Source organism: Microbacterium sp. Y-01 (assembly GCF_003856715.1).
Classification (GTDB): domain Bacteria; phylum Actinomycetota; class Actinomycetes; order Actinomycetales; family Microbacteriaceae; genus Microbacterium; species Microbacterium algeriense.
In genome coordinates this window covers 760,181-779,423 of record NZ_CP024170.1, presented here as the reverse complement: position 1 = coordinate 779,423, position 19,243 = coordinate 760,181, and the positions used below count along the sequence as shown (strand labels likewise).

Genomic DNA, 19,243 nt, shown 5'->3' with positions numbered 1-19,243 from the left:
CAAGGCTGTGCCGACCGGTGCAGCATGCCAGCCGAGGAGTCGACGGATGACCGCCCTGCGGAACCTCCCCATCGCAGCGGTGTTGCCGCTTCAGCAGAAGCGCAATGACCGCTTCGAGTCGTACCCTCCGGCACGCGCCGTGTGACAGCATCCGCTCTCGCAACGCCCCGTACCGTCAGGTCCGGGGCGTTTCCGTTGGAGACTCCCCTGACCTGTGGCTGAACACCACCACAAGGAAAGGAATCATGGAGAGGCTCTCCGCACGGCTGCTGTCGTGGGCGTCACTGATCGACGAGAAGACACTCGCTCAGGCGCACACCACGGCCCGCATGCCGTTCATCCACCCGCACCTGGCGCTGATGCCGGATGCGCACCTCGGCAAGGGGGCGACGGTCGGCTCGGTCATCCCGACGCTCGGCGCGATCATCCCCGCCGCCGTCGGCGTCGACATCGGCTGCGGCATGATCGCCGTCCGCACGCAGTTCACGAGGAACGACCTCGACGGCCGCGAGCTCGCCAAGCTCAGGGAGCAGATCGAGCGCGCCATCCCGCTGTCGGCCGGCCGGTACAACCGCAAGGTCGTGGCAACCGCCGAGCCGCGCATCGCCGAGCTCGAGCAGCTGGCGGAGAAGAACGGCTTCGACCCCGCGCAGTACGCCGGGAACTGGCGCCTGCAGCTGGGCACGCTCGGATCCGGCAACCACTTCATCGAGGTGTCGGTGGATGAGCTCGACCGGGTCTGGCTGTTCCTGCACTCCGGGTCGCGAGGTGTCGGCAACAAGATCGCGACGCACCACATCGCGGTGGCCCAGCGGCTGGCGAAGCAGTGGTGGATCGACCTCCCCGACCCCGACCTGGCCTACCTCGTCGAAGGCACCCCGGAGTTCACGCGATACATCCGTGAGCTGCGGTGGGCCCAGCACTTCGCGCTGCTGAACCGCGAGGAGATGATGGACCGGGTCATCCGTCAGGTGTCGGAGTTCCTCGGAAGCCCCGTGGACGAGCAGGAGCGCATCAACTGCCACCACAACTTCACGGAGTCCGAGCTGCACTACGGCAAGCGGGTCTGGGTATCCCGGAAGGGCGCGATCCAGGCGGATGCCGGTCGGCCTGGACTCATCCCGGGGTCGATGGGCACCGCCTCGTACGTGGTCGAAGGACGCGGCGACCCGCAGTCGCTGAACTCCTCGCCGCACGGGGCCGGACGGGAGTACTCGCGGTCAGCCGCGCGCAAGGCGTTCACCCACGACCAGCTGCGGGAGGCGATGGCCGGCATCGAGTTCCGCGACACCGACGCCTTCCTCGACGAGATCCCGCAGGCGTACAAGCCGATCGACCGGGTGATGGCTGACGCCGCGAGCCTGGTGTCGATCCGGCACACGCTGCGGCAGCTCGTGAACGTGAAGGGGGATTGAGCAGGACCGGGCGGCGGAGCACTTCCGTCGTCCGGTCTCCTCCTCCCCAACGGCCGGGTTCGACCGGTCGTCCACACTCCCCGGACAGCCAATATCTTCGTTCCGCGCGCTCTGGCAGGCTTGCGGAATCGATGCGACGATGAGGGAGTGGGATTCATGAACGATGCGCAGATCTGGACGATGATCGGATCGTTCGTCGCGCTGATGTTCGGCACCCTCACGCTCGTCTCGACCCTCTTCATCCGTGTACTCCGCAGCGAGATCGGCGGCCTCCGCACCGAGATGAACGGACAGATCACCGGCCTCCGCACCGAGATGAACGGGCAGATCACCGGCCTCCGCAACGAAGTGAACGGACAGCTCACCGGCCTCCGCAACGAGATGAACGCGCGCTTCGATACCGTGAACACCCGGATCGACGGCCTCGACCGCGACGTGCAGGCCATCGTGAAGCGCACCTTCGGGCTCGACCGCGACTGATGCGCCCGGATCACCGCCCGATGGTCTCCTCCCCCGACCTCCACGACGCGTATCCGGAGCGCCCCTGCGGCACCGCTGTCCTGATCCTCGCCGGCTCGAGCGGACGCGTCGAAAACGGGCGGGCGGAGCTGTTCGCGCGCCATGGCGCCAGGGCCCGCGCCATCCGCTGGTTCGGCGGGGTGGACCAACGTCCCGCACCGCACGAGGTCCCGATCGAGCTGTTCGCGGCTCAGCTGGAACTGCTGCGGAAGGACCACGACCGGATCGCGGTCCTCGGTACCTCCTTCGGCGCGGAGGCGGCCCTCGTCACCGCCTCACTGTTCCCCGTCGACATCACGGTGGCGATCGCGCCGTCCTCGGTCATCTGGTCGGGGAACGACGGAGCGGGATGGTCCTCGCACTGGACGCACCGCGGCGCCCCGCTTCCCGCCGTGCGGTTCGATGCGGACTGGACTCCGTCGACCGAGCCGCCCGAGTACCGATCGCTGTACGAGACCAGCCTCGAGCTGGACGCCGAGCGCACGGCGTCCGCGACGATCGCGGTGGAGCGGATCCCCGGGCGTGTGGTCCTGGTCGCGGGCGGCGACGACCGGGTGTGGCCCAGCGACGGATTCGCCGCAGCCATCGCGCGACGCCGGCGGGAGCACGGCCGAGAGACGACGGTGGTCACACACCCTTCGGCGGGGCACCGCGTGGTGCTGCCGGGCGAGTCCGCGCCGACCGGCGGCGTCCGGATGGCACGGGGCGGCACCGAGTCCGCCGATGCCGAGCTCGGCGCGCTCGCCTGGCCGGAGATCGCCCAGGCCCTGCGGCTGCACGACTGAGGCTCAGACCACGGGAGCGATCTCGGCCTCCACCGTCCGATCGGTGAAGGCGGTCTTCGGGACGAAGACGAGGATCACGGCTGCCGCGAGCGCGGTCGCACCGCAGACGATCCACACGGTGAAGTACCCGGCCAGGGAACCGGCAGTTCCGTCGGCGCCGCCGGCCGCGCTCGTGACCCCGTGCAGCAGGGCGATGCCGAACACGCAGGACGCGATCGCACCGCCCACGGTCTTCACCGAGTTGGTGAGACCCGTGGCCACCCCCGTCTGCGTCGCGGGCGCCGCAGAAGCGGCCGCCGCCGGAAGCGCTGCCACGAGCGCGCCCGAGCCGAGCCCGACCACGACCATGTTCGCGATGACCTGCCCGGAGGCGTCGTGGAACGGCAGGAACAGCAGGAAGCCGACGCCCACGAGCACCGATGCCCCCATCAGGGTCCGGCGCGGCGACAGCTTCCGGGCGACCACGGGGAACAGCAGCGCCCCGACGATCATCGCGACGAGGTAGACGCCGATGATCAGGGAGGTCGCGAAACCGCTCGTGCCGAGACCGTACCCGTACACGGTCGGATCGGTGCGCGCGAAGGTCGACAGCGGGGCCTGCGCGCCGAGCACGCTGACTCCGAAGAGACCGGCGGTCAGGAACACGGGGCCCAGCGCGGGCGAGCGGAACATGCGCACGTCGATCAGGGGGTCCTGGCAGCGCAGCTCCCAGCGCACGAACGGGATCACGAGCACGATGCCGAGGGCGACCACGGCCCAGGAGAGCGGGTTGGTCAGACCTCCTTCGAGGCGGAGCAGGCTGAGGCCGCCGGTGAAGCAGAGGAGAGCGAGCGAGATCAGCACCAGGCCGACGGTGTCGAAGACTCCTCCCGTGGGCTCGGGCGACTCCGTGACGCCGAACAGGATGACGAAGAAGCACACGACGATGAGCACGGCCGGAACCAGGAGGACGACGGTCAGCGGCAGCACGTCGATGAGGGCGCCGCCCACGAGGGCGCCGATGATGGCGCCGGCCTCGAGCGCCGCGACCAGGAGTCCTGCCGCCTTCGCCGTGATCGACGAGCGTCCGTCCAGGCGGCGCGACCGCGACCAGATGAGCGCGATCTCGAGCGGGAGCCAGACGACGTAGAAGCCCATGAGCGCCCACGCCGCGAGGAACACCCCGAACGAGTCGGTGAACGGCAGGACCAGGGCGGCCGCGGCGGTGACGGCCGTCGAGATGAGCAGCATCCGCTTGTGGCCGACCATGTCCCCGAGCTTCGCGAATGCCGGAACGACGAGCGCCGACAGCATCAGCTGCGCGCCCTCGAGCCAGTTCACGTCCGCGTCGTGGATGCCGAGATGCCGGGCGATGTCGCTCAGCATCGGCGTGTAGTAGCCCTGGAGCACGCCGCTGGTGAACTCCACGAAGGCCAGGAAGCCGACGACGACGGCGAGGGTGCCCAGTGTTCGGGTGCGCGTCATCGCGTCTCCTGCTTCTCGTTCGGATCCTCCGGCGCACGGCGGGAGGCGGGTGAGATCACCCTAGCCGTTCGAGGAGTGCGCGATGGAACCGCTCCCCGCGCTCCAGGGCCGCGATCTCGACGCTCTCGTCGACACCGTGGATGGACGCGCGCTGGGCGTTGGACATGTCCAACGGAGCGAACCGGTAGACGGCCGGTGCGAAGCGATGGAAGTGCCGGGAGTCCGTGGCCGCCATCATGATGTACGGCACGGCGGGGACGCCCGGATGAGAGACCTCCAGGGCCGCGGCGAGCAGGGCGAACTGCGCGTTGTCGGTCGAGGACTCGGGCGACGGCTCACTCGCCTCGACGACCTCGACCTGCACGAGGGGGTCTCGGATCCGTCGCCGCAGACGGTACACGGCCTGCTGCGTCGTCTCTCCCAGTGCGATGCGCAGATTGATCGTGGCCGAGGCCTGAGAAGGCAGCACGTTCGCCGCGGTTCCTCCCGCCTGCATCGTCGGCGCGACGGTCGTGCGCACGAGTGCCGCCGGTTCCCCGCCCAGCGCGGCGAACACCCGCGCGGTCAGCGGCGGCGCGGATCCGAGCAGGCGCAGCAGATGCCGGGCGGGGCCGGGCGTCTGTGCCGCGAGCTGCGACAGCATCCGCAGGATCGCGCGCGACGCACGGGGACGGAAGGTCCCGGGGCCGAGGCGGTCGACGGCTCTGGCGATGCGACGGACCGCGGTGAGCGAGGGCGGGGCGGAGGCGTGACCTCCCTCGCCGCGCGCGGAGAGCCGCACCGTCAGCACCCCTTTCTCGCCGACGCCGATCATCGCGGCGCGGCCCGGCACGAGCGGGAGGGGCGCGTCCACGACGGCGCCGCCTTCGTCGACGACGAGCCATGGCACGATGCCGCGGTCGCGCAGCACGTGGGCGATCTCCTCGGCGGCCTTCCCGTAGGTCTCCTCGTTGCCCCCGAACGACAGGTACACGTCGCGGCTCGGGACGAATCCGTCGGCCAGGAGGTTCTCGACCGCCTCGAGCACGATGATCAGCGGCCCTTTGTCGTCCAGGGCGCCGCGGCCGTACACGGAGCCGTCCGCGATCACTCCCGCGAACGGCGGATGGCTCCAGGCGTCGCTCTCATCGACCGGGACGACGTCGTAGTGGGCCATCAGCACCACCGGCCCGCCGTCGGCTCCACGGGCGCCCGCCCAGCGGAAGAGCAAGCCGAAGTCGGTGTGGCGCTCGAGGGTCAGCTTCTCGTGGACGAGGGGATAGAGCTCGGCGATCAACGCGACGAACTCCTCGAACGGACCGGGACCGCGCTGCTCGAGCTCCGCGGAGACCGTCGGGATCCTGATCATCTGCGAGAGACGCTCGGCGATGCCGGGGCGCACGGTCGTGGAGGTCACAGTCGTCATCGTAGCGAGGGCCGCGGGTCTGCAGGAGAGCGGGCCGATCCGCCGCGTCGCCGCGTCGTCGCCGGCGCGGAAGGAGGAAGATGTGTCGGGACGAAGGAGCACGCCCATGAGGATCGCTGTCGCAGGAGGAACCGGTGTCGTCGGACGCCGCACCGTCGAGGCCGTACGCGCAGGTGGTCACGATCCGATCGTGCTCAGCCGCTCGCACGGCGTCGACCTCGTGACGGGCCGCGGTCTGGCGGGAGCTCTGGACGGCGCGGACGCGGTGATCGACGTCGCGAGCATCGAGACGCTGAAGGCGAGCACCGCCATCGAGTTCTTCACCGCCGCGACGGGCAATCTCCTCGCCACGGCGGCGGACGCCGGGGTCGGGCACATCGTGGTGCTGTCGATCGTGGGCATCGATCGGATCCCCTACGACTACTACGCGGGCAAGATCGCCCAGGAGAAGCTCGTGCAGGCGTCGGCGATGCCGTGGACGATACTGCGGGCCACACAGTTCCACGAGTTCGCGGAGCAGATGTTCGCGCGCGCGAAGATCGGTCCCCTGCATGTCGCTCCGCGCGCACGCACGCAGCCGGTCGCCGCCGACGAGGTCGGGAGGCGGTTGGCGGAACTCGCCGCCGGCGGCGCGCAGGGGCGGGTGCGCGACCTCGCCGGGCCGCGCGAGGAGCAGCTCGCCGACATGGTGCGCGCCTTCGCCCGTCGCACCGGATACCGGGGCTGGATCCCGGCCCTGAACGTGCCGGGCCCCCAGATGTCGGGCATGCGAGCGGGGAAGGCGCTCCCCGGCGCGGACGCCGATCTCGGACGGCAGACCTTCGCGGAGTGGCTCGCCGCGCGGTGAGTCGCCGCGTCCCGTCGACGGCCGAGGCTTCCCGGGGGACGAGAATGGAGGGGTGAGCCTCTTCGCCTTCGCCCCGTCGCGCGGCCGCAGGTGGCCCCTCGCGCTGCAGGCCGCACTCGGCATCAGCGTCCCGATCGCCGTGATGACCCTCGCCGGCGAGCCCGCGCTCGGCTACATCGCGGCCAGCGGCGCGTTCACGGTGCTGTTCCTCGGCTCGGCGGCGGTGGTCGACCGCGCTCGCGCTCTGCCGCTGGTCGCCGCCGGGCTCGTGGTCAGCGCCGCGCTCGGCGTTCTGGTCGCCGGGAACGCGGTGCTCGTGGGCATCGGAGTCGTGCTCGTCGCCGTCGCGTCCGCGGCGATCGCGTTCGGCTTCCGATTGGGCCCGCCCGGCCCGCTGTTCTTCGTCCTCGTGTTCGGCCTGTCCGCGCACGTCGTCGACTCCTCCGCCATCGCCCCGCTCACATACGTCGCGGCCCTCGCCGCGGGGTGCGTGTTCTCGTACCTGCTCGCGCTCACTCCCCTCCTGCTGCCCCGCTCGCGGGCGGTGACGCCGCGACCGCTTCGAGATCTGCTGCCCGGCCCCGCTCTCTCCCCGGGATCGCGGGTGCTGGTGCTGCGGGTCGCGGTCGTGGCGGTGCTCGGTGTGCTGCTCGGTCTCGTGATCGATCCCACGCGCACCTACTGGATCGTGGGCTCCGCCGTCGCGGTCGTCGGCGTCGCCGCCGCGCGTCGCGCCGCGTTCGAGCGCGGACTGCACCGCATGCTCGGAACCGTCGTGGGTGCCGGCCTGTACGCACTTCTGGCGCTGCTGCATCCGGCCGGGCTCTGGCTCGCGCTGCTGCTGGGCGCGCTGCAGTTCACGATCGAGCTCGTCGTGGTGCGCCATTACGCACTCGCTCTCGTGTTCATCACCCCGCTCGTGCTGCTGCTCACGGGAGCCGCGACCGGAGACATCGGCTCGATGGACGTCGCCGGAGAGCGGATCGTCGACACTCTCGTCGGCGCCGCCCTCGGAGCGGCCTCGGGTCTGCTGCACCCGCGTGCCGTTGCCCCGTCGACCTGAGCCCGGATCGACCGTTCCGGGAACAGCGCGCTCCGTCGCGCGGTTGCATCTCGCAGAGCACGCGCCGAGCCGAGAGGGGAGCACATGGAGTTGACGCTGGTGTCCTCCTCGTTCTGCGGCGCCTGCGCGCGCACGAGGACGGTGCTGGGCGACGCCGCACGCTACCTCCCCGGTGCGTCGGTTTCGGAGATCGACGTCGCACGGGAGCCTGACCTCGCGGACCAGCTCGACATCCGTTTCACCCCCACCGTGATCATCCGCGACGACGCCGGCGCCGAGGTGTTCCGCGCCGAGGGCGTGCCCACGGTTCCGCAGGTGCTCACGGCAGCGCTGCGGGCCCTGCCCGACTGACGATCTCGAGCCCTCTTGCGAGGCGGCGGAACCCGGCGCAGACTGAGCGTCGACGGTGCCGGCCGCGACACGTTCCGCTCGATTTGGAGATCCTCATGCCCGCTCTCAACCCGTATCTCTCGTTCCGCACGGAAGCCCGCCAGGCGATGCAGTTCTACCAGAGCGTGCTCGGCGGCGATCTGGACATCAGCGTGTTCGGGGACTTCCCGGACATGGTGCAGGATCCCAGCCAGAGCGAGCTGGTCATGCACGCTCAGCTGAACACTCCGGACGGCCTCGTCCTGATGGCATCCGACACCCCGGACGGGATGACCTACGAGAAGCCGCAGGGGATCTCGGTGTCCCTGAGCGGGAACACCCAGGAGCGGACGCAGGAGGTCTGGGATCGGCTGTCCGAAGGCGCCACGATCACCATGCCGTTGGACACCCCGCCCTGGGGAGGCACCTTCGGGATGCTCGTCGACCGCTTCGGCATCGCCTGGATGCTGCACGGCGACCCCGAGTGAGGGCTCAGCCGGGCAGCACGGCCCGGCAGGCGAGGTGCAGCGCCAGCCGCGCCTCGGGGTCGCTCATGTCGATGCCGAGCAGCTCCTGGACACGGCGGATGCGCACGGCGACGGTGTTCCGATGCAACCCGAGCGCTGCGGCGGTCGCGGCGATCCCCGACTCGTGGTCGAGGTAGGACGAGAGCGTCGTGAGCAGCTCACCTCCGCCCTCCCGGAGCGGAGCGAGCAGCGACTGGGCCGCCGGGACGAACGTGTCGTTGCCCGTCCAGGCGAGCAGAAGCTGCTCGAGCCCGAGGCTGTCCACCCGCACGAACCATCCGGTGGCCGACCTCGCAGCAGCGATCCGAGCGGCATCGCCCGCCTCGTCGAGCGTCCCGGCCAACCCCTCCGGTCCGCCCTGCAGCGAGCCGACACCCGTGGCGACCGCGAAATCCCGCAACGCGCTGAGGTGCAGTTCGCGAAGCGCGGCGACCGACCGCTCGACGCGATCGGGACCCGGCGCCTCCGGGAAGGAGAGCCAGCCGCTGATTCCGCGCCCCGCCGTCGTCGCGTGCGCTTCGGCGTCGATCGCGCTCAGACCGGCGGTGATCGAACGGAGCAGGGAGAACGGGTCCACCCGCCCGCGCGCCACCATCCGGAAGCCGATGTGGTGACCTCCGGTGCGCCAGCCGCGCTCCGCCATGCGCCGCTCGACGTCGGCGTCGACCGCACCGCGGAGATCGACGAAGTCCCTCAGCAGACCGGATGAGGCGGCGACGTCGTTGACCGCGGCGATCTCGTCGATCAGGATGCGCGCGGCCACCGCCGGCATCGCGACCTCCGCGGCGACCGAGAGCGACTGCAGCTGCGATTCACCGAGTCCCCGCCCGAAGAGCACGAGCCGCAGTCCGGTGCGTCCGGGACTGTCGACGCGGACGGAAGCCGCCGCGGACTCCCCGGCCCGGGCCCCGTCGATCCAGGAGTCGAACCGGATCGCGGCGTGCAGATCGGCGTCCAGGTGCGCTCCCGCCTCACGGAGCACTCCGGCGGCGTCGATCAGCGCCACCCCGAGACCCAGATTCGCAGCGAGATGCCCGAGGAGATCACCGAGATCGTCGGCGGCGTACTCGAAGGACTGCGCGATCTTGCGCACCTGATTGAGCGTCAGCGCATCACGGGCCTCGATGAGCATCCAGCAGGCTCTGGCCAACTGGACGGGACGGTCGACGTCGAGGAGGCACAGCCCGATCCGGTCGGCGAGACGCAGCGATCCCGCGTCGATCCCGGCCGCTCCGGGGAGCCCGAGTCCGGTGTAGCCGCGGTCCCTGACGCGCCGGAGCATCGCATCCTGCTGCCAGGTCGTCGCGGGCGCTGTACCGGTGAGGATGGCGAGCCGGCCGTCGCCGTCGGCGGGCAGGTCCTCCTCCGCCGCCTCCACCGAGACCGCGTCCCACCCGGTCGCGGGACCGCCGACGTGGCGCAGCCCCCCGTTCTCGCCCTGGGCGAGGAGGGCGCTCAGGGACAGTGTCTCGCTCATGCGGCATCCAGGTCGGCGAGCCCGTAGGCGGAGGGGACGACCCGGGCGCGCCGGTCCGGTCGGGCGTTCCACCAGTCCGGAGCGGGCAGGCCCAGGACCGCGACATGGCGCGCGAGTCCGAGGTCGGTGACCTCGAGGATCTCCCGGGACACGGCGTCCAGGATGACGATGATGGTCGGCGCGGAGGCCACGAGCACCCCGTCGCTGAGCACCGCGAGGGTCTCGGACCGCGTGATGACGCGGTGGATCGCGCCACCGTGTCCCGAGATCTCCACCGCGTTGACATGAGGATCAGCCGGGGAGGTCGCGATCGAGGCGATCCGGCCCTCGGCGAGGACCTGTCCGCCGAGCTCCTCGGCGAGGACGGGGAGCGGCGCGGTCGCCGCGGCCAGGAACGAGCGGCCGAGCCCCAGCGCGCGGGCCAGGTGACCCTCGATCGCGTGCTCGTGCAGGTCGCCGACCGTGAAGCCGGCGAGGACGGCGCACCCCACCCCTCCCGCCTGGATGATGGCGGAGCGGACGACGCGCTCGGCATCGATCGCACGGGTCGCCTCCACGAGCGCCACGCCGTCGGCCCCCGTCTCGCACGCGAACACGAGTCCGGGCACGCGATCGACGAACAGGGACATCTGGTCGAGACCGGGAACCGCCCGACCGGTGCAATCCGCGTCGACCACCGTGTGGGAACCCGCCAGGGTGAGCGGGGCGAGCCCGTTCATCCCGCCGCCCTCCAGGGAGCAGACCGCGGGCACCGGGTGTCCGAGCCATCGCTCGACGGCTGCAAGCAGTGACGAGAACGGCGCCGCACCGGGCATCCGCTCGCTCAAGAGCATCGTGGAGCCGACGAACGCGACCCCGAGGCATGGCGTCGCGGGGTCGAGGGACGACGCATCCGCGACGTCGATCGGCCAGCCGTCGGACGAGCCGAGCATCAGCTCGAGCATCGTGGTCGATCCGCCGCCGCCCGATCCGAGGAGCGCGTACCCGCGGGCGAGGGCACCGAGGTCGTCGCGCGCCAGCTGCATGAGAACCAGCCTAGGGCGCGGCCAGCTCTTCCACGGGGACGAAGTCCTCCGTGAGACCGAAGGCCGACGGACCGAACGCCGCGAGCGCCTCCGGGCTGCGCATCATGTCCGGCGTCGAGATGCCCAGCACGCGCACCCGCTGGCCGTACCGCAGCCCCTCGGTCGTGATCGGCTCGGCCGTCTCGTGGTCGACGACGCAGATCAGGTCCGGCACGATCGCCACGAGTGCGCCGGAGCGACGCGCGATGAGGTTCTCGTTCTGGAAGGAGATCTCGAACACGTCGCCGTCTTCGGCGCCCAGCGGAGCGATGACGGCCCGCCCTTTCGCGAAGCCGTCCGTGGTGCGGCGTTCCACGTCGACGACCTTGCCGACGCAGAGCTCGCGCAGATGCGGGTAGAGCGTCGTGGACAGCGTCTCGGCGATCGCCTCGAACGGAGAACGGTGCTCCTCGCGGGCGAGCCGGATGGCACGGCCGAGCGCCAGCGCCATCGAGATCGTGCGGGGCACGGCGGTGCGGCGCACGTCCGCTCCGCTCATCGCGTACTCGGCGATATGGCCCACACCGCCGAGGCGGATCGTGATGCCGCGGGCCAGCCACTCCATCTGGCGGTCGTCGTCGCCGGTGTCGATCACGACCTTCTCGCCCCGCTCACCGGCGAGCGCCAGCGGCGAGCCGTGCACGCCGTAGACCGCGAAGGTCTCCATCGACAGCTCGGGGAAGGCGCGTCCCATGCCGTCCGCGTCGACGACCGGCAGTCCGGTCTCCGCGGCGACGATGAGCGGGATCATCGAGTTGATCCCGCCGCACTCGATCGGCATGGTGGCATCGGCCTTCCGCCCGAGGTGGTCCTCGAGCGTGCGCAGGGCGAGGGTGGGCTCCGTGCCGGCGGGGATCTTCTCGACCATGACGGTCGGCGCCCCCATCTGCGCGGTCGGGATCACGAAGAGATCGTCGGCGAGGTCGTCCGGATCGAGGATCGTGATGCTCCCCTCGCCCAGCACGCGTTCGACGAGCATCTTGCCGATGTAGGGATCGCCTCCGCCGCCGGTGCCGAGGAGGGTCGCACCCCGGGCGAGGTCGGGCAGATCCGCGGCTGTCAGCTGCCAGCTCATGCCGCCGCTCCTGCCGCGGCGGCCCCTGCCGAGACCGTGCCGTCGAACCGGTGCGCCGGGATGTCGTAGCCGAAGTAGCCGGGACCCACCATTGCGAGGGCCGCGTCCGAGTGCCACCGCTCGTCAGCCGGGGCCGCGATCACGCGGACCCGCTGCCCGTAGCGCAGACCCTCCGTCGTGACGGGCTCACCGGACTCGCCGTCGAGCACCATGATGAGGTCGGGCGTCGTCGCGAGCACCTGGCCGTCGGCTTCCGCGACGAGGTGCTCGTTCTGGAACTGCAGCGTCAGCGAGGCCCCGCCGTCGCCGTCGATCCGCGCACGCCCGCGGGCGAAGCCGGTCGTCGTCGCGCGGTTCACGTCCGCGACCTTGCCGCCGAACAGCTCACGGCCGCCCAGCAGCTCCACGACGGCGGCGACCGGGTCGGTCTTCTCCTCACGGGCGACCGCGATCCGCTGTCCGATCTCGATGCAGCGCGACAGCGACCCCGCGACGAGCGACTCCCGAGCAGCGGCACCGGACATCGAGAAGCCCGAGATCATCACGGAGCAGCCCATCTCGACGCAGGCGACGCGGGCGATGCGCTCCGTCCAGGAGTTGTCCGCCGTCTGCAGCACGCCGGTGTTGCCCTTCTCATCGCTGAACGCGAGGGGTGAGGCCGTCACGCCGTACAGCGTCGGCAGCACCATCTGCAGCTCGGGGAACGCGCGCCCCATGCCGTCCGCGTCGACGAGCGGAAGACCGAGGGCGGCGGCCGCCGCGATCGGGATGGTCGAGTTGACTCCGCCGACCTCGGCGCACGCGATGTGCGTCACCGGACGACCGAGGTAGATGCCGAGCGCCTTGACCGGCTCGATGACCTCGGCGAGGCTCGGGAGCTTCTCGACCATGACGGTGGGCGCGCCCATCATGGCCACGAACAGCACGAGGGCGTCGTCGGGCACCTCGTCGAGGCCCACGACCGTGACGTCGCCGGCGGACAGGGCCTGACGGGCGAGGAGAGCGCCGATGTACGGGTCGCCTCCCCCGCCGGTGCCGAGGACGGCGGCGCCGCGGGCGAGTCCGTCGATGTGCGCGGGAGTGATCGTCCAGCTCATGTCAGGCCCCCATGTCGAGGTCGCCGACGGCCTTGACGCGGATGCGCGTGGCGTTGCCCGGCAGGTACGGGATGGGAACCTCGTCGAAGTCGATGATCGACACGGTGGACGGCTTCGCGCCCGCCGCGATCGCCTTGTCGACGGCTTCGGCGCGGACCTCCGCGAGAGTCTCCTCGCGGCGACCCGGCTCGATCGCGTAGACCTTGTCGATCTCGCCGCCGACCTGAGCGATCGAAGCCCCGATGGCGTTCGCCACCGCGTAGTTCTCCGGCCGGTGGACGGTGCCGAACAGCGGAAGCTCGTCGGGGAGGAGGATCGAGCCTCCGCCCACCGCGACGACGGCGATCGGGTCGGGCGAGGTGCGCATCCGGTCGACGGCTTCGGACACGCGCTCCGCGATGCGAGCGAGCACGCGCTCGACGAAGGCGGGATCGAGGTGCGCGACCCTGCTCGGATCCCCCACCTGCGCGCGGCCGGCCGCGACCGCGATGTCGGTCGCGGTCAGCGTGGAACCTCCGAACACCAGGGCCTCGGTCGTGAGCTTGTACCCGACCGAGGCAGGTCCCACCTCTGCGGTCTCCTCGTCCACAATGCTGCCGCCGCCGATGCCGAGCGACAGCACATCGGGCATCCGGAAGTTGGTGCGGATCCCGGCGACCTTGACCTCGTTCGCCGTCTCCCGGGGGAAGCCGTTGATGAGCAGACCGATGTCGGCCGTCGTGCCGCCGACGTCGATCACCGCGCAGTCGTCGAGGCCACTGGTCGCCGCGGCACCGCGCATGGAGTTCGTCGGCCCGGAGGCGAACGTCGCGACCGGGTAACGCCGCACGTACTCCTCGTCCATCAGCGTGCCGTCGTTCTGGCTCAGGAAGATCGGCGCCTCGATGCCCTGGGCGCGCACCGCCGAGGTGAGCCCGTCGACGATCTCGGAGGCGAGCTCCCGCAGAGCCGCGTTGATGATCGTCGCGTTCTCGCGCTCCAGCAGTCCGATCCGGCCGATCTCATGCGACAGCGAGATGGCGGCATCCTCTCCGAGGACCTCGGCGACGATCTCGGCCGCGCGCACCTCGAGATCGTGGTTGACGGGGCTGAACACCGAGGAGATGGCGACCGAGCGGATGCCGTGCGCCTTCATGTCCTCCGCGTGAGCGCGCATCTCGTCGGGGTCGAGCGGCGAGATCGGGCGACCGTCGAACTCGTAGCCGCCGTGAGCGAGATAGCTGCGCGCCTGCGTCGCTTCGACGAGCACCTCCGGCCAGTCGATCAGCGGTGGCAGCGCCCGCGTCGCGGGCAGGCCGAGACGGAGCGCGGCGACCGGAGCGAGGCGACTCGCCTGCACGAGCGCGTTGATGAAGTGCGTCGTGCCGATCATGACGGCATCGATGTCGGCGCCCTGGAAGGAGTGCCCCGCGCGCAGGTCCTCGATCGCCTGCACGATGCCGCTCGTCACGTCGGGCGTCGTGGAGTGCTTCACCCCGGCCAGGGTGCGGGTGCCGTCCATGAGGACGGCGTCGGTGTTGGTGCCGCCGACGTCGATGCCGATGTGCATGATTCTCGCTTTCGTGGAGGTGGTTCTGTTCCGGGCGGTCCGCTCAGACCGCGGCGGGAGCGCTGTCGGCCTGGTGCGCCTGCCGTGTGGTCGCGACGCCGACGCCGCGCACCCAGCCGAGCTTGCCGGCGACGATGTAGAGCACCATCGACAGGAAGAGGCTGAGCAGCGACGGGATGCCCCAGGTCACGAAGTAGCCGACCAGCGACGAGACCAGCCAGACGATGATGGTCGCCGGGACGATGCGCGGGGCGGTCAGCGGCAGCGTGCCGGCCTCTCGGGTCGCGTCGAGTTCGGGCCGCCAGCGGCGCACCACGTAGTACTCGGCGACCATGATGCCGGCGATCGGCGGGAACGCGACGCTGAGCACGACGAGGAACTCGGTGAACTGACCGAGGATGCCGACGGCTGCCAGCACCGAGCCGACGACACCGAGGACGATGGTCGTGGTGACGCGGTGCAGGTTCTTGCCGAAGGCGGTCGAGATGAAGTTCACCAGGCCCAGGGTCGAGGAGTACAGGTTCCAGTCGTTGATCTTGAGCGTGCCGGTGAGGACGATGAACAGACCGATGAAGCCGACCGACGAGGTCACGATCGCGACGATGTCGCCGGTCGCCGCCGCGTGGGCGAGGAGCACGCCGGCGAGACCGATCACGAACTCGCCGAGGGAGACGCCGAGCACCGTCTGCTTGATGACGTCGGCCCGCGAGCGGTTGAACCGGGTCATGTCGCCGGTGATGATGGCGCCGACGATGAGGCCGCCGGCGACGATCCCAGTGCCTGCCCAGACGCTCATGGTCGGTCCGGGTGCCGGGCCGGTCAGCAGCTCACCGATGTCGTGGCGCGTGAGCTCGGAGATGACGGACCAGCCGACGAGGATGAGGAACAGCGGCACCGTGATGTTCGCGAGCCACTGCATCCCGACGAAGCCGAACGCCACGATCGCGGTGACGGCGAGGCCGAAGATGAGGCTCCACGCCCAGACCGGCAGCGCGCCGGGCATCAGGGCATCGAGAGACTGCGCCGAGATGGCGGACTGGATGCCGAACCAGCCGATCAGACTGATGCCGATCGCGAGGCCGACCAGGGAGGCGCCGATCTCGCCGAAGCCGGTCCAGCGCGCCAGGAGTGCGGTGTTGAGGCCCTCGCGCTGGCCAATGAAGCCGACCACGCACATGATCACCTCGAGGATGATCGAGCCGAAGAGGAAGGCGAGGACGGCCTCGCCGAAGGTCATGCTGTAACCGAGGGTCGCGCCGAGGAGGAACTGCGAGAGGGCCGAGACCTGTCCGAATCGCTGAACGGCGATTCCGAACCAGGGCTTGCGGGCCTCGGGCGTCACTCGGGAGAGCGCGAAATCGTCTGCGTGCGCCGTGCGTGCCATGGGAGTCCTTCGGGAGGAGGAGGGAACGGGTTGCCCGCCACGGTACTCACCCCGCCGCCTTCCCCGACATGTGCATCTCGCCCTGATCTCCCCTCCCCCTGTGCACACTGCCCTCCCCCCCTCTCCCCCTCTCCCCCCCTCTCTTCTCGCCGAGACCCCGGGCTCACGCCGAAACCCCCTGTCTCCGGCGTGGGCGACAGGGGGTTTCGGCGCGAAAGCGGGGTCTCGCGGATCAGTGCAGGGCGTTCGCCTCGATGAAGGCGCGGAGAGCGAGCGCGTCGTCGGGCATCTCGGTCACGTGCTGGGGGGCGTCGAGCATCTGCTGCAGTTCGGGCGAATAGCCGAGCTCGACGCCGATCGCCTCATGGATCGTCTCGGCGAACTTCTCGGGCTTCGCCGTCTCGAGCACGAGCATCGGCACCCCCGGCTCGACGTACTGCCGCGCGACCTTCACGCCGTCGGCGGTGTGCGGATCGATGACCTCCCCCGTGGCCTCGTACACCGCGCGGATCGTCGCGAGTCGGTCCGCGTGGGTCGAGGTTCCGCTCACGATGCCGAACTCCTCGATGAACCGCTCCTTGTCGGCGGAGAAGTCGAAGTGCCCCTGGGCCTCGAGGTCGTCCCACGCTCCCACGACGCGGGCGGGATCGCGGTCGACCAGCTCGAAGATGAAGCGCTCGAGGTTCGACGCCTTGGAGATGTCCATCGACGGGCTCGAGGTCGCGAGCGTCTGCGCGGCGCTGCGCGGACGGTACACGCCGGTGCGGAAGAACTCGTCGAGCACGTTGTTCTCGTTCGCGGCCAGGACGAGGCGCCGGATCGGCAAGCCCATCTGCTTCGCGTAGAACCCGGACAGGATGTTGCCGAAGTTCCCTGACGGCACCGTGAACGACAGCTCGGTCCAGCCGCCGGCGTCGGTCGCGCGCAGCCATGCCCAGAAGTAGTACACCGTCTGGGCCGTGATGCGCGCCAGGTTGATCGAGTTGACGGCACCGAGATGCTGGGCGCGCTTGAAGTCGAGGTCGCCGGCGAGCTTCTTCACGAGGTTCTGGCAGTCGTCGAAGACGCCCTCGACCGCGATGTTGTGCACGTTCGCGTCGTCGAGCGAGAACATCTGCGCCCGCTGGAACGAGCTCATGCGGCCCTGCGGCGAGAGCATGAACACGGCGACCCGCTCCTTGCCGCGGAGGGCGTGTTCCGCTGCAGAGCCGGTGTCGCCCGACGTGGCGCCCAGGATGTTCAGCACCGCGTCGTTGCGCTCCAGCGTGTACTCGAGCACCTGGCCGAGGAACTGCATGGCCATGTCCTTGAAGGCGAGCGTCGGGCCTTCCGAGAGCCCGACCAGGGTCAGCTCGTCGTCGACCGCCCGCAGCGGCACGACCCCGTCGGGGAAGCCGGCATAGGCGGCATCCGTCATCCGCGCGAGGTCGGCGCGGGGGATGTCCGTCGCGAACAGGCCGAGCACCTCGGTCGCCAGCTGAGGGTAGGTCAGCGCACGCCAGCGCTCGAGCGTCTCGCCGTCGACGGTCGGCATGATCTCGGGCACCGCCAGTCCGCCGTCGGGCGCGAGGCCCTCCAGCAGCGTCTCGCTGAACGACTGCGGCTGCATGCCGCCGCGGGTGGAGATGAACGGCACGTTGGCTCCTCGGCTCGGGACTCGGCACGTCCATTCTCGCAGGCGGTTCCGTGCGGAACGGACGCGATGACGCCCGCCGGCTCAGAACAGCGAGGTGGGCAGAGCGCCCTCATGCTCCAGCAGCCAGCGCTTGGTCTCGAGACCTCGCCCCGTGTCGCCGCCGGAGTACCCGCCCAGCCCGTCCCCGGCGACGACCCGGTGGCAGGGCACGATCAGCGGCACGGGATTGGCGCCCATGATCGATCCGATGCCCCGCGCCGGAACAGCGGTGCCGCTGCGGGCGGCGAGTCCGCCGTAGGTGACGGTCTCCCCGTGCGCGACGGTCTCCTGCAGGGCGAGCAGCACGGCTCTGGTCGCGGTGGTCTGGACGCCGAGGTCGACCGGCACGTCGAAGCGCTGCAGCGCGCCGTCGAAGTAGGCACGGAGTTGCGCGAGTGCTTCAGCGAGCAGCGGATCGGCGCCGGGGTCCGCCGCGATGACGCTTCCTTCGGGCGCAGTCGACCGCCACGTGACGCGGGTGATCGCCGCGCCGTCGCTCTCGACCCCGATGACCCCGACGGGAGTCTCGAGCGTTCCGAAGGCCGACATGCGTCGAGAGTACCTCCCGTGCAGGACACGCGGACCGGCGGGGGAATCACGGTGGCGGCGAACCGTCTCGGCGGGAGAGGGTATGGCGCCTCGTCGCTTCCGGCGCGACGAGCTGCGAGCGCGCACGGATCGCCGGCCTCGACACGTCACCCACGGCTGACCTGATGCCAGAGGGCGGCCCACTGCTCGGGGCGCAGATCGCGGGGAAGGCGTTGCTCCCCCGCCCCGGCAGCCGCCACCGCACGTCGAGCCCCGCCCATCGGGATGCGAGCGGCGGCCGCCACCACCGCGGCGAGGCTCCCGCCCCGCCCCGTGAACATCGCCCGGACGAACGCGTCGTACCGCTTCCGATCCGAGACAGGGACGAGCGGCGAACCCCGACGGGTGATGGCGAGCAGACCGCCGTCGACGCTCGGCCGGGGAGAGAATCCCCACGCGGGAACCCGGCCCTCCAGGGAGAACTCGAACCACGGGGCCGACTGCGCGGTCATCAGGGTGCCGCCACCGACGCCCGCCCGTTTGCGCGCGACCTCCCATTGCGTGAGCAGCACCGCCTCGTTCCAGCGACCGTGGGAGAGCAGACGCCGCAGGATCGGCGTCGTCACGTGGAAGGGGATGTTGCCGACGACGACCTCGGCGTCGAGCGGATGGCGCGTGGCATCGGCCACCTCCACACGGACGTCGGGCAGCGCCCTGCGCAGACGACCGACGCGATGCTCGTCGAGGTCGATCGCGGTGAGGGGCCGGCCCAGCGCTGCGAGCTCGCGCGTCAGGACGCCATCGCCGCAGCCGAGTTCGAGGATGCGGCCGGACGTGCGCTCGACGAGGACGGTGATGCGAGCGAGGGTCGGACGGTGGGTGAGGAAGTTCTGGCCGAGTTCGTGACGGCCGCCATGGATGGATCGAGGCATGAGTGCGCTCCAGAGGAAGAATCGGAGCACCTCGACGGAGGCGAGGACGCGTGGGAGCGTCAGTGAGG

Annotated in this window: 18 protein-coding genes; 7 read left to right on the top strand and 11 right to left on the bottom strand. The window is 70.6% G+C overall.

The features are described from left to right. The first annotated feature begins 245 nt into the window (after positions 1-245). The 3 genes from CSX12_RS03565 (at position 246) to CSX12_RS03555 (ending at position 2,719) form a co-directional block, all read left to right on the top strand. Complete coding sequence (locus CSX12_RS03565) at positions 246-1,415, top strand: RtcB family protein (protein WP_124894881.1); 1,170 nt, start codon at positions 246-248, stop codon at positions 1,413-1,415. Positions 1,416-1,571: 156 nt separating this feature from the next. Beyond that, the gene (locus CSX12_RS03560; protein WP_040568871.1) at positions 1,572-1,895 is read left to right on the top strand and encodes a hypothetical protein; all 324 of its coding nucleotides are present in this window, start codon (positions 1,572-1,574) and stop codon (positions 1,893-1,895) included. 20 nt (positions 1,896-1,915) lie between these two features. Further along, a complete protein-coding gene (locus tag CSX12_RS03555) occupies positions 1,916-2,719 on the top strand; it encodes an acyl-CoA thioester hydrolase/BAAT C-terminal domain-containing protein (protein WP_164479530.1) in 804 nt (267 codons plus the stop codon). A 3-nt stretch (positions 2,720-2,722) separates the two neighbouring features. On the opposite strand, the gene CSX12_RS03550 is transcribed toward CSX12_RS03555, so the two are convergent. Continuing rightward, positions 2,723-4,183 carry an MFS transporter gene (locus CSX12_RS03550; protein ID WP_124894879.1) on the bottom strand — a complete coding sequence of 487 codons (1,461 nt, stop codon included), beginning with the start codon at positions 4,181-4,183 and terminating at the stop codon, positions 2,723-2,725. A 55-nt stretch (positions 4,184-4,238) separates the two neighbouring features. Next, positions 4,239-5,588 carry a M20/M25/M40 family metallo-hydrolase gene (locus tag CSX12_RS03545; protein ID WP_164479529.1) on the bottom strand — a complete coding sequence of 450 codons (1,350 nt, stop codon included), beginning with the start codon at positions 5,586-5,588 and terminating at the stop codon, positions 4,239-4,241. A gap of 106 nt (positions 5,589-5,694) precedes the next feature. Between CSX12_RS03545 and CSX12_RS03540 the strand changes: the two genes are divergently transcribed. The 4 genes from CSX12_RS03540 (at position 5,695) to CSX12_RS03525 (ending at position 8,355) form a co-directional block, all read left to right on the top strand. Continuing rightward, the gene (locus tag CSX12_RS03540) at positions 5,695-6,435 is read left to right on the top strand and encodes an NAD(P)H-binding protein (protein ID WP_124894877.1); all 741 of its coding nucleotides are present in this window, start codon (positions 5,695-5,697) and stop codon (positions 6,433-6,435) included. 52 nt (positions 6,436-6,487) lie between these two features. Then, positions 6,488-7,498 (top strand): FUSC family protein, encoded by a 1,011-nt coding sequence (locus CSX12_RS03535; RefSeq protein WP_241160556.1) that lies wholly within the window; start codon positions 6,488-6,490, stop codon positions 7,496-7,498. A gap of 84 nt (positions 7,499-7,582) precedes the next feature. Then, positions 7,583-7,849 carry a thioredoxin family protein gene (locus CSX12_RS03530; RefSeq protein ID WP_124894876.1) on the top strand — a complete coding sequence of 89 codons (267 nt, stop codon included), beginning with the start codon at positions 7,583-7,585 and terminating at the stop codon, positions 7,847-7,849. A gap of 95 nt (positions 7,850-7,944) precedes the next feature. Further along, positions 7,945-8,355: a VOC family protein gene (locus CSX12_RS03525; protein ID WP_124894875.1), complete on the top strand. Its 411-nt coding sequence runs from the start codon at positions 7,945-7,947 to the stop codon at positions 8,353-8,355. A 4-nt stretch (positions 8,356-8,359) separates the two neighbouring features. Here CSX12_RS03525 and CSX12_RS03520 read toward each other — a convergent pair whose 3' ends face one another. The 9 genes from CSX12_RS03520 to erm form a co-directional block, all read right to left on the bottom strand. Continuing rightward, positions 8,360-9,871: a helix-turn-helix domain-containing protein gene (locus CSX12_RS03520; protein ID WP_124894874.1), complete on the bottom strand. Its 1,512-nt coding sequence runs from the start codon at positions 9,869-9,871 to the stop codon at positions 8,360-8,362. Continuing rightward, positions 9,868-10,896 carry a DUF917 family protein gene (locus CSX12_RS03515; RefSeq protein WP_124894873.1) on the bottom strand — a complete coding sequence of 343 codons (1,029 nt, stop codon included), beginning with the start codon at positions 10,894-10,896 and terminating at the stop codon, positions 9,868-9,870. The genes CSX12_RS03520 and CSX12_RS03515 overlap by 4 nt, the downstream gene beginning before the upstream one ends. A 10-nt stretch (positions 10,897-10,906) precedes the next feature. Then, positions 10,907-12,010, bottom strand: a complete 1,104-nt coding sequence (locus CSX12_RS03510; RefSeq protein ID WP_124894872.1) for a DUF917 domain-containing protein — start codon at positions 12,008-12,010, stop codon at positions 10,907-10,909. Then, a complete protein-coding gene (locus CSX12_RS03505) occupies positions 12,007-13,107 on the bottom strand; it encodes a DUF917 domain-containing protein (protein ID WP_124894871.1) in 1,101 nt (366 codons plus the stop codon). Before CSX12_RS03505 ends, CSX12_RS03510 begins: the two co-directional genes overlap by 4 nt. 1 nt (position 13,108) lies before the next feature. Further along, positions 13,109-14,656 (bottom strand): hydantoinase/oxoprolinase family protein, encoded by a 1,548-nt coding sequence (locus CSX12_RS03500; RefSeq protein ID WP_124894870.1) that lies wholly within the window; start codon positions 14,654-14,656, stop codon positions 13,109-13,111. A gap of 43 nt (positions 14,657-14,699) precedes the next feature. Beyond that, positions 14,700-16,040, bottom strand: coding sequence for a cytosine permease (locus tag CSX12_RS03495; RefSeq protein ID WP_017204579.1), 1,341 nt, complete (start codon positions 16,038-16,040; stop codon positions 14,700-14,702). Between the two features lie 232 nt (positions 16,041-16,272). Next, entirely contained in the window at positions 16,273-17,676 is a 1,404-nt protein-coding gene (thrC, locus tag CSX12_RS03490) for a threonine synthase (protein ID WP_124894869.1), read from the bottom strand. A gap of 81 nt (positions 17,677-17,757) precedes the next feature. Then, entirely contained in the window at positions 17,758-18,264 is a 507-nt protein-coding gene (locus CSX12_RS03485; RefSeq protein WP_124894868.1) for a methylated-DNA--[protein]-cysteine S-methyltransferase, read from the bottom strand. A 146-nt stretch (positions 18,265-18,410) separates the two neighbouring features. After that, a complete protein-coding gene (gene erm, locus CSX12_RS03480; RefSeq protein WP_124894867.1) occupies positions 18,411-19,175 on the bottom strand; it encodes a 23S ribosomal RNA methyltransferase Erm in 765 nt (254 codons plus the stop codon). Between the last annotated feature and the right edge of the window lie 68 nt (positions 19,176-19,243).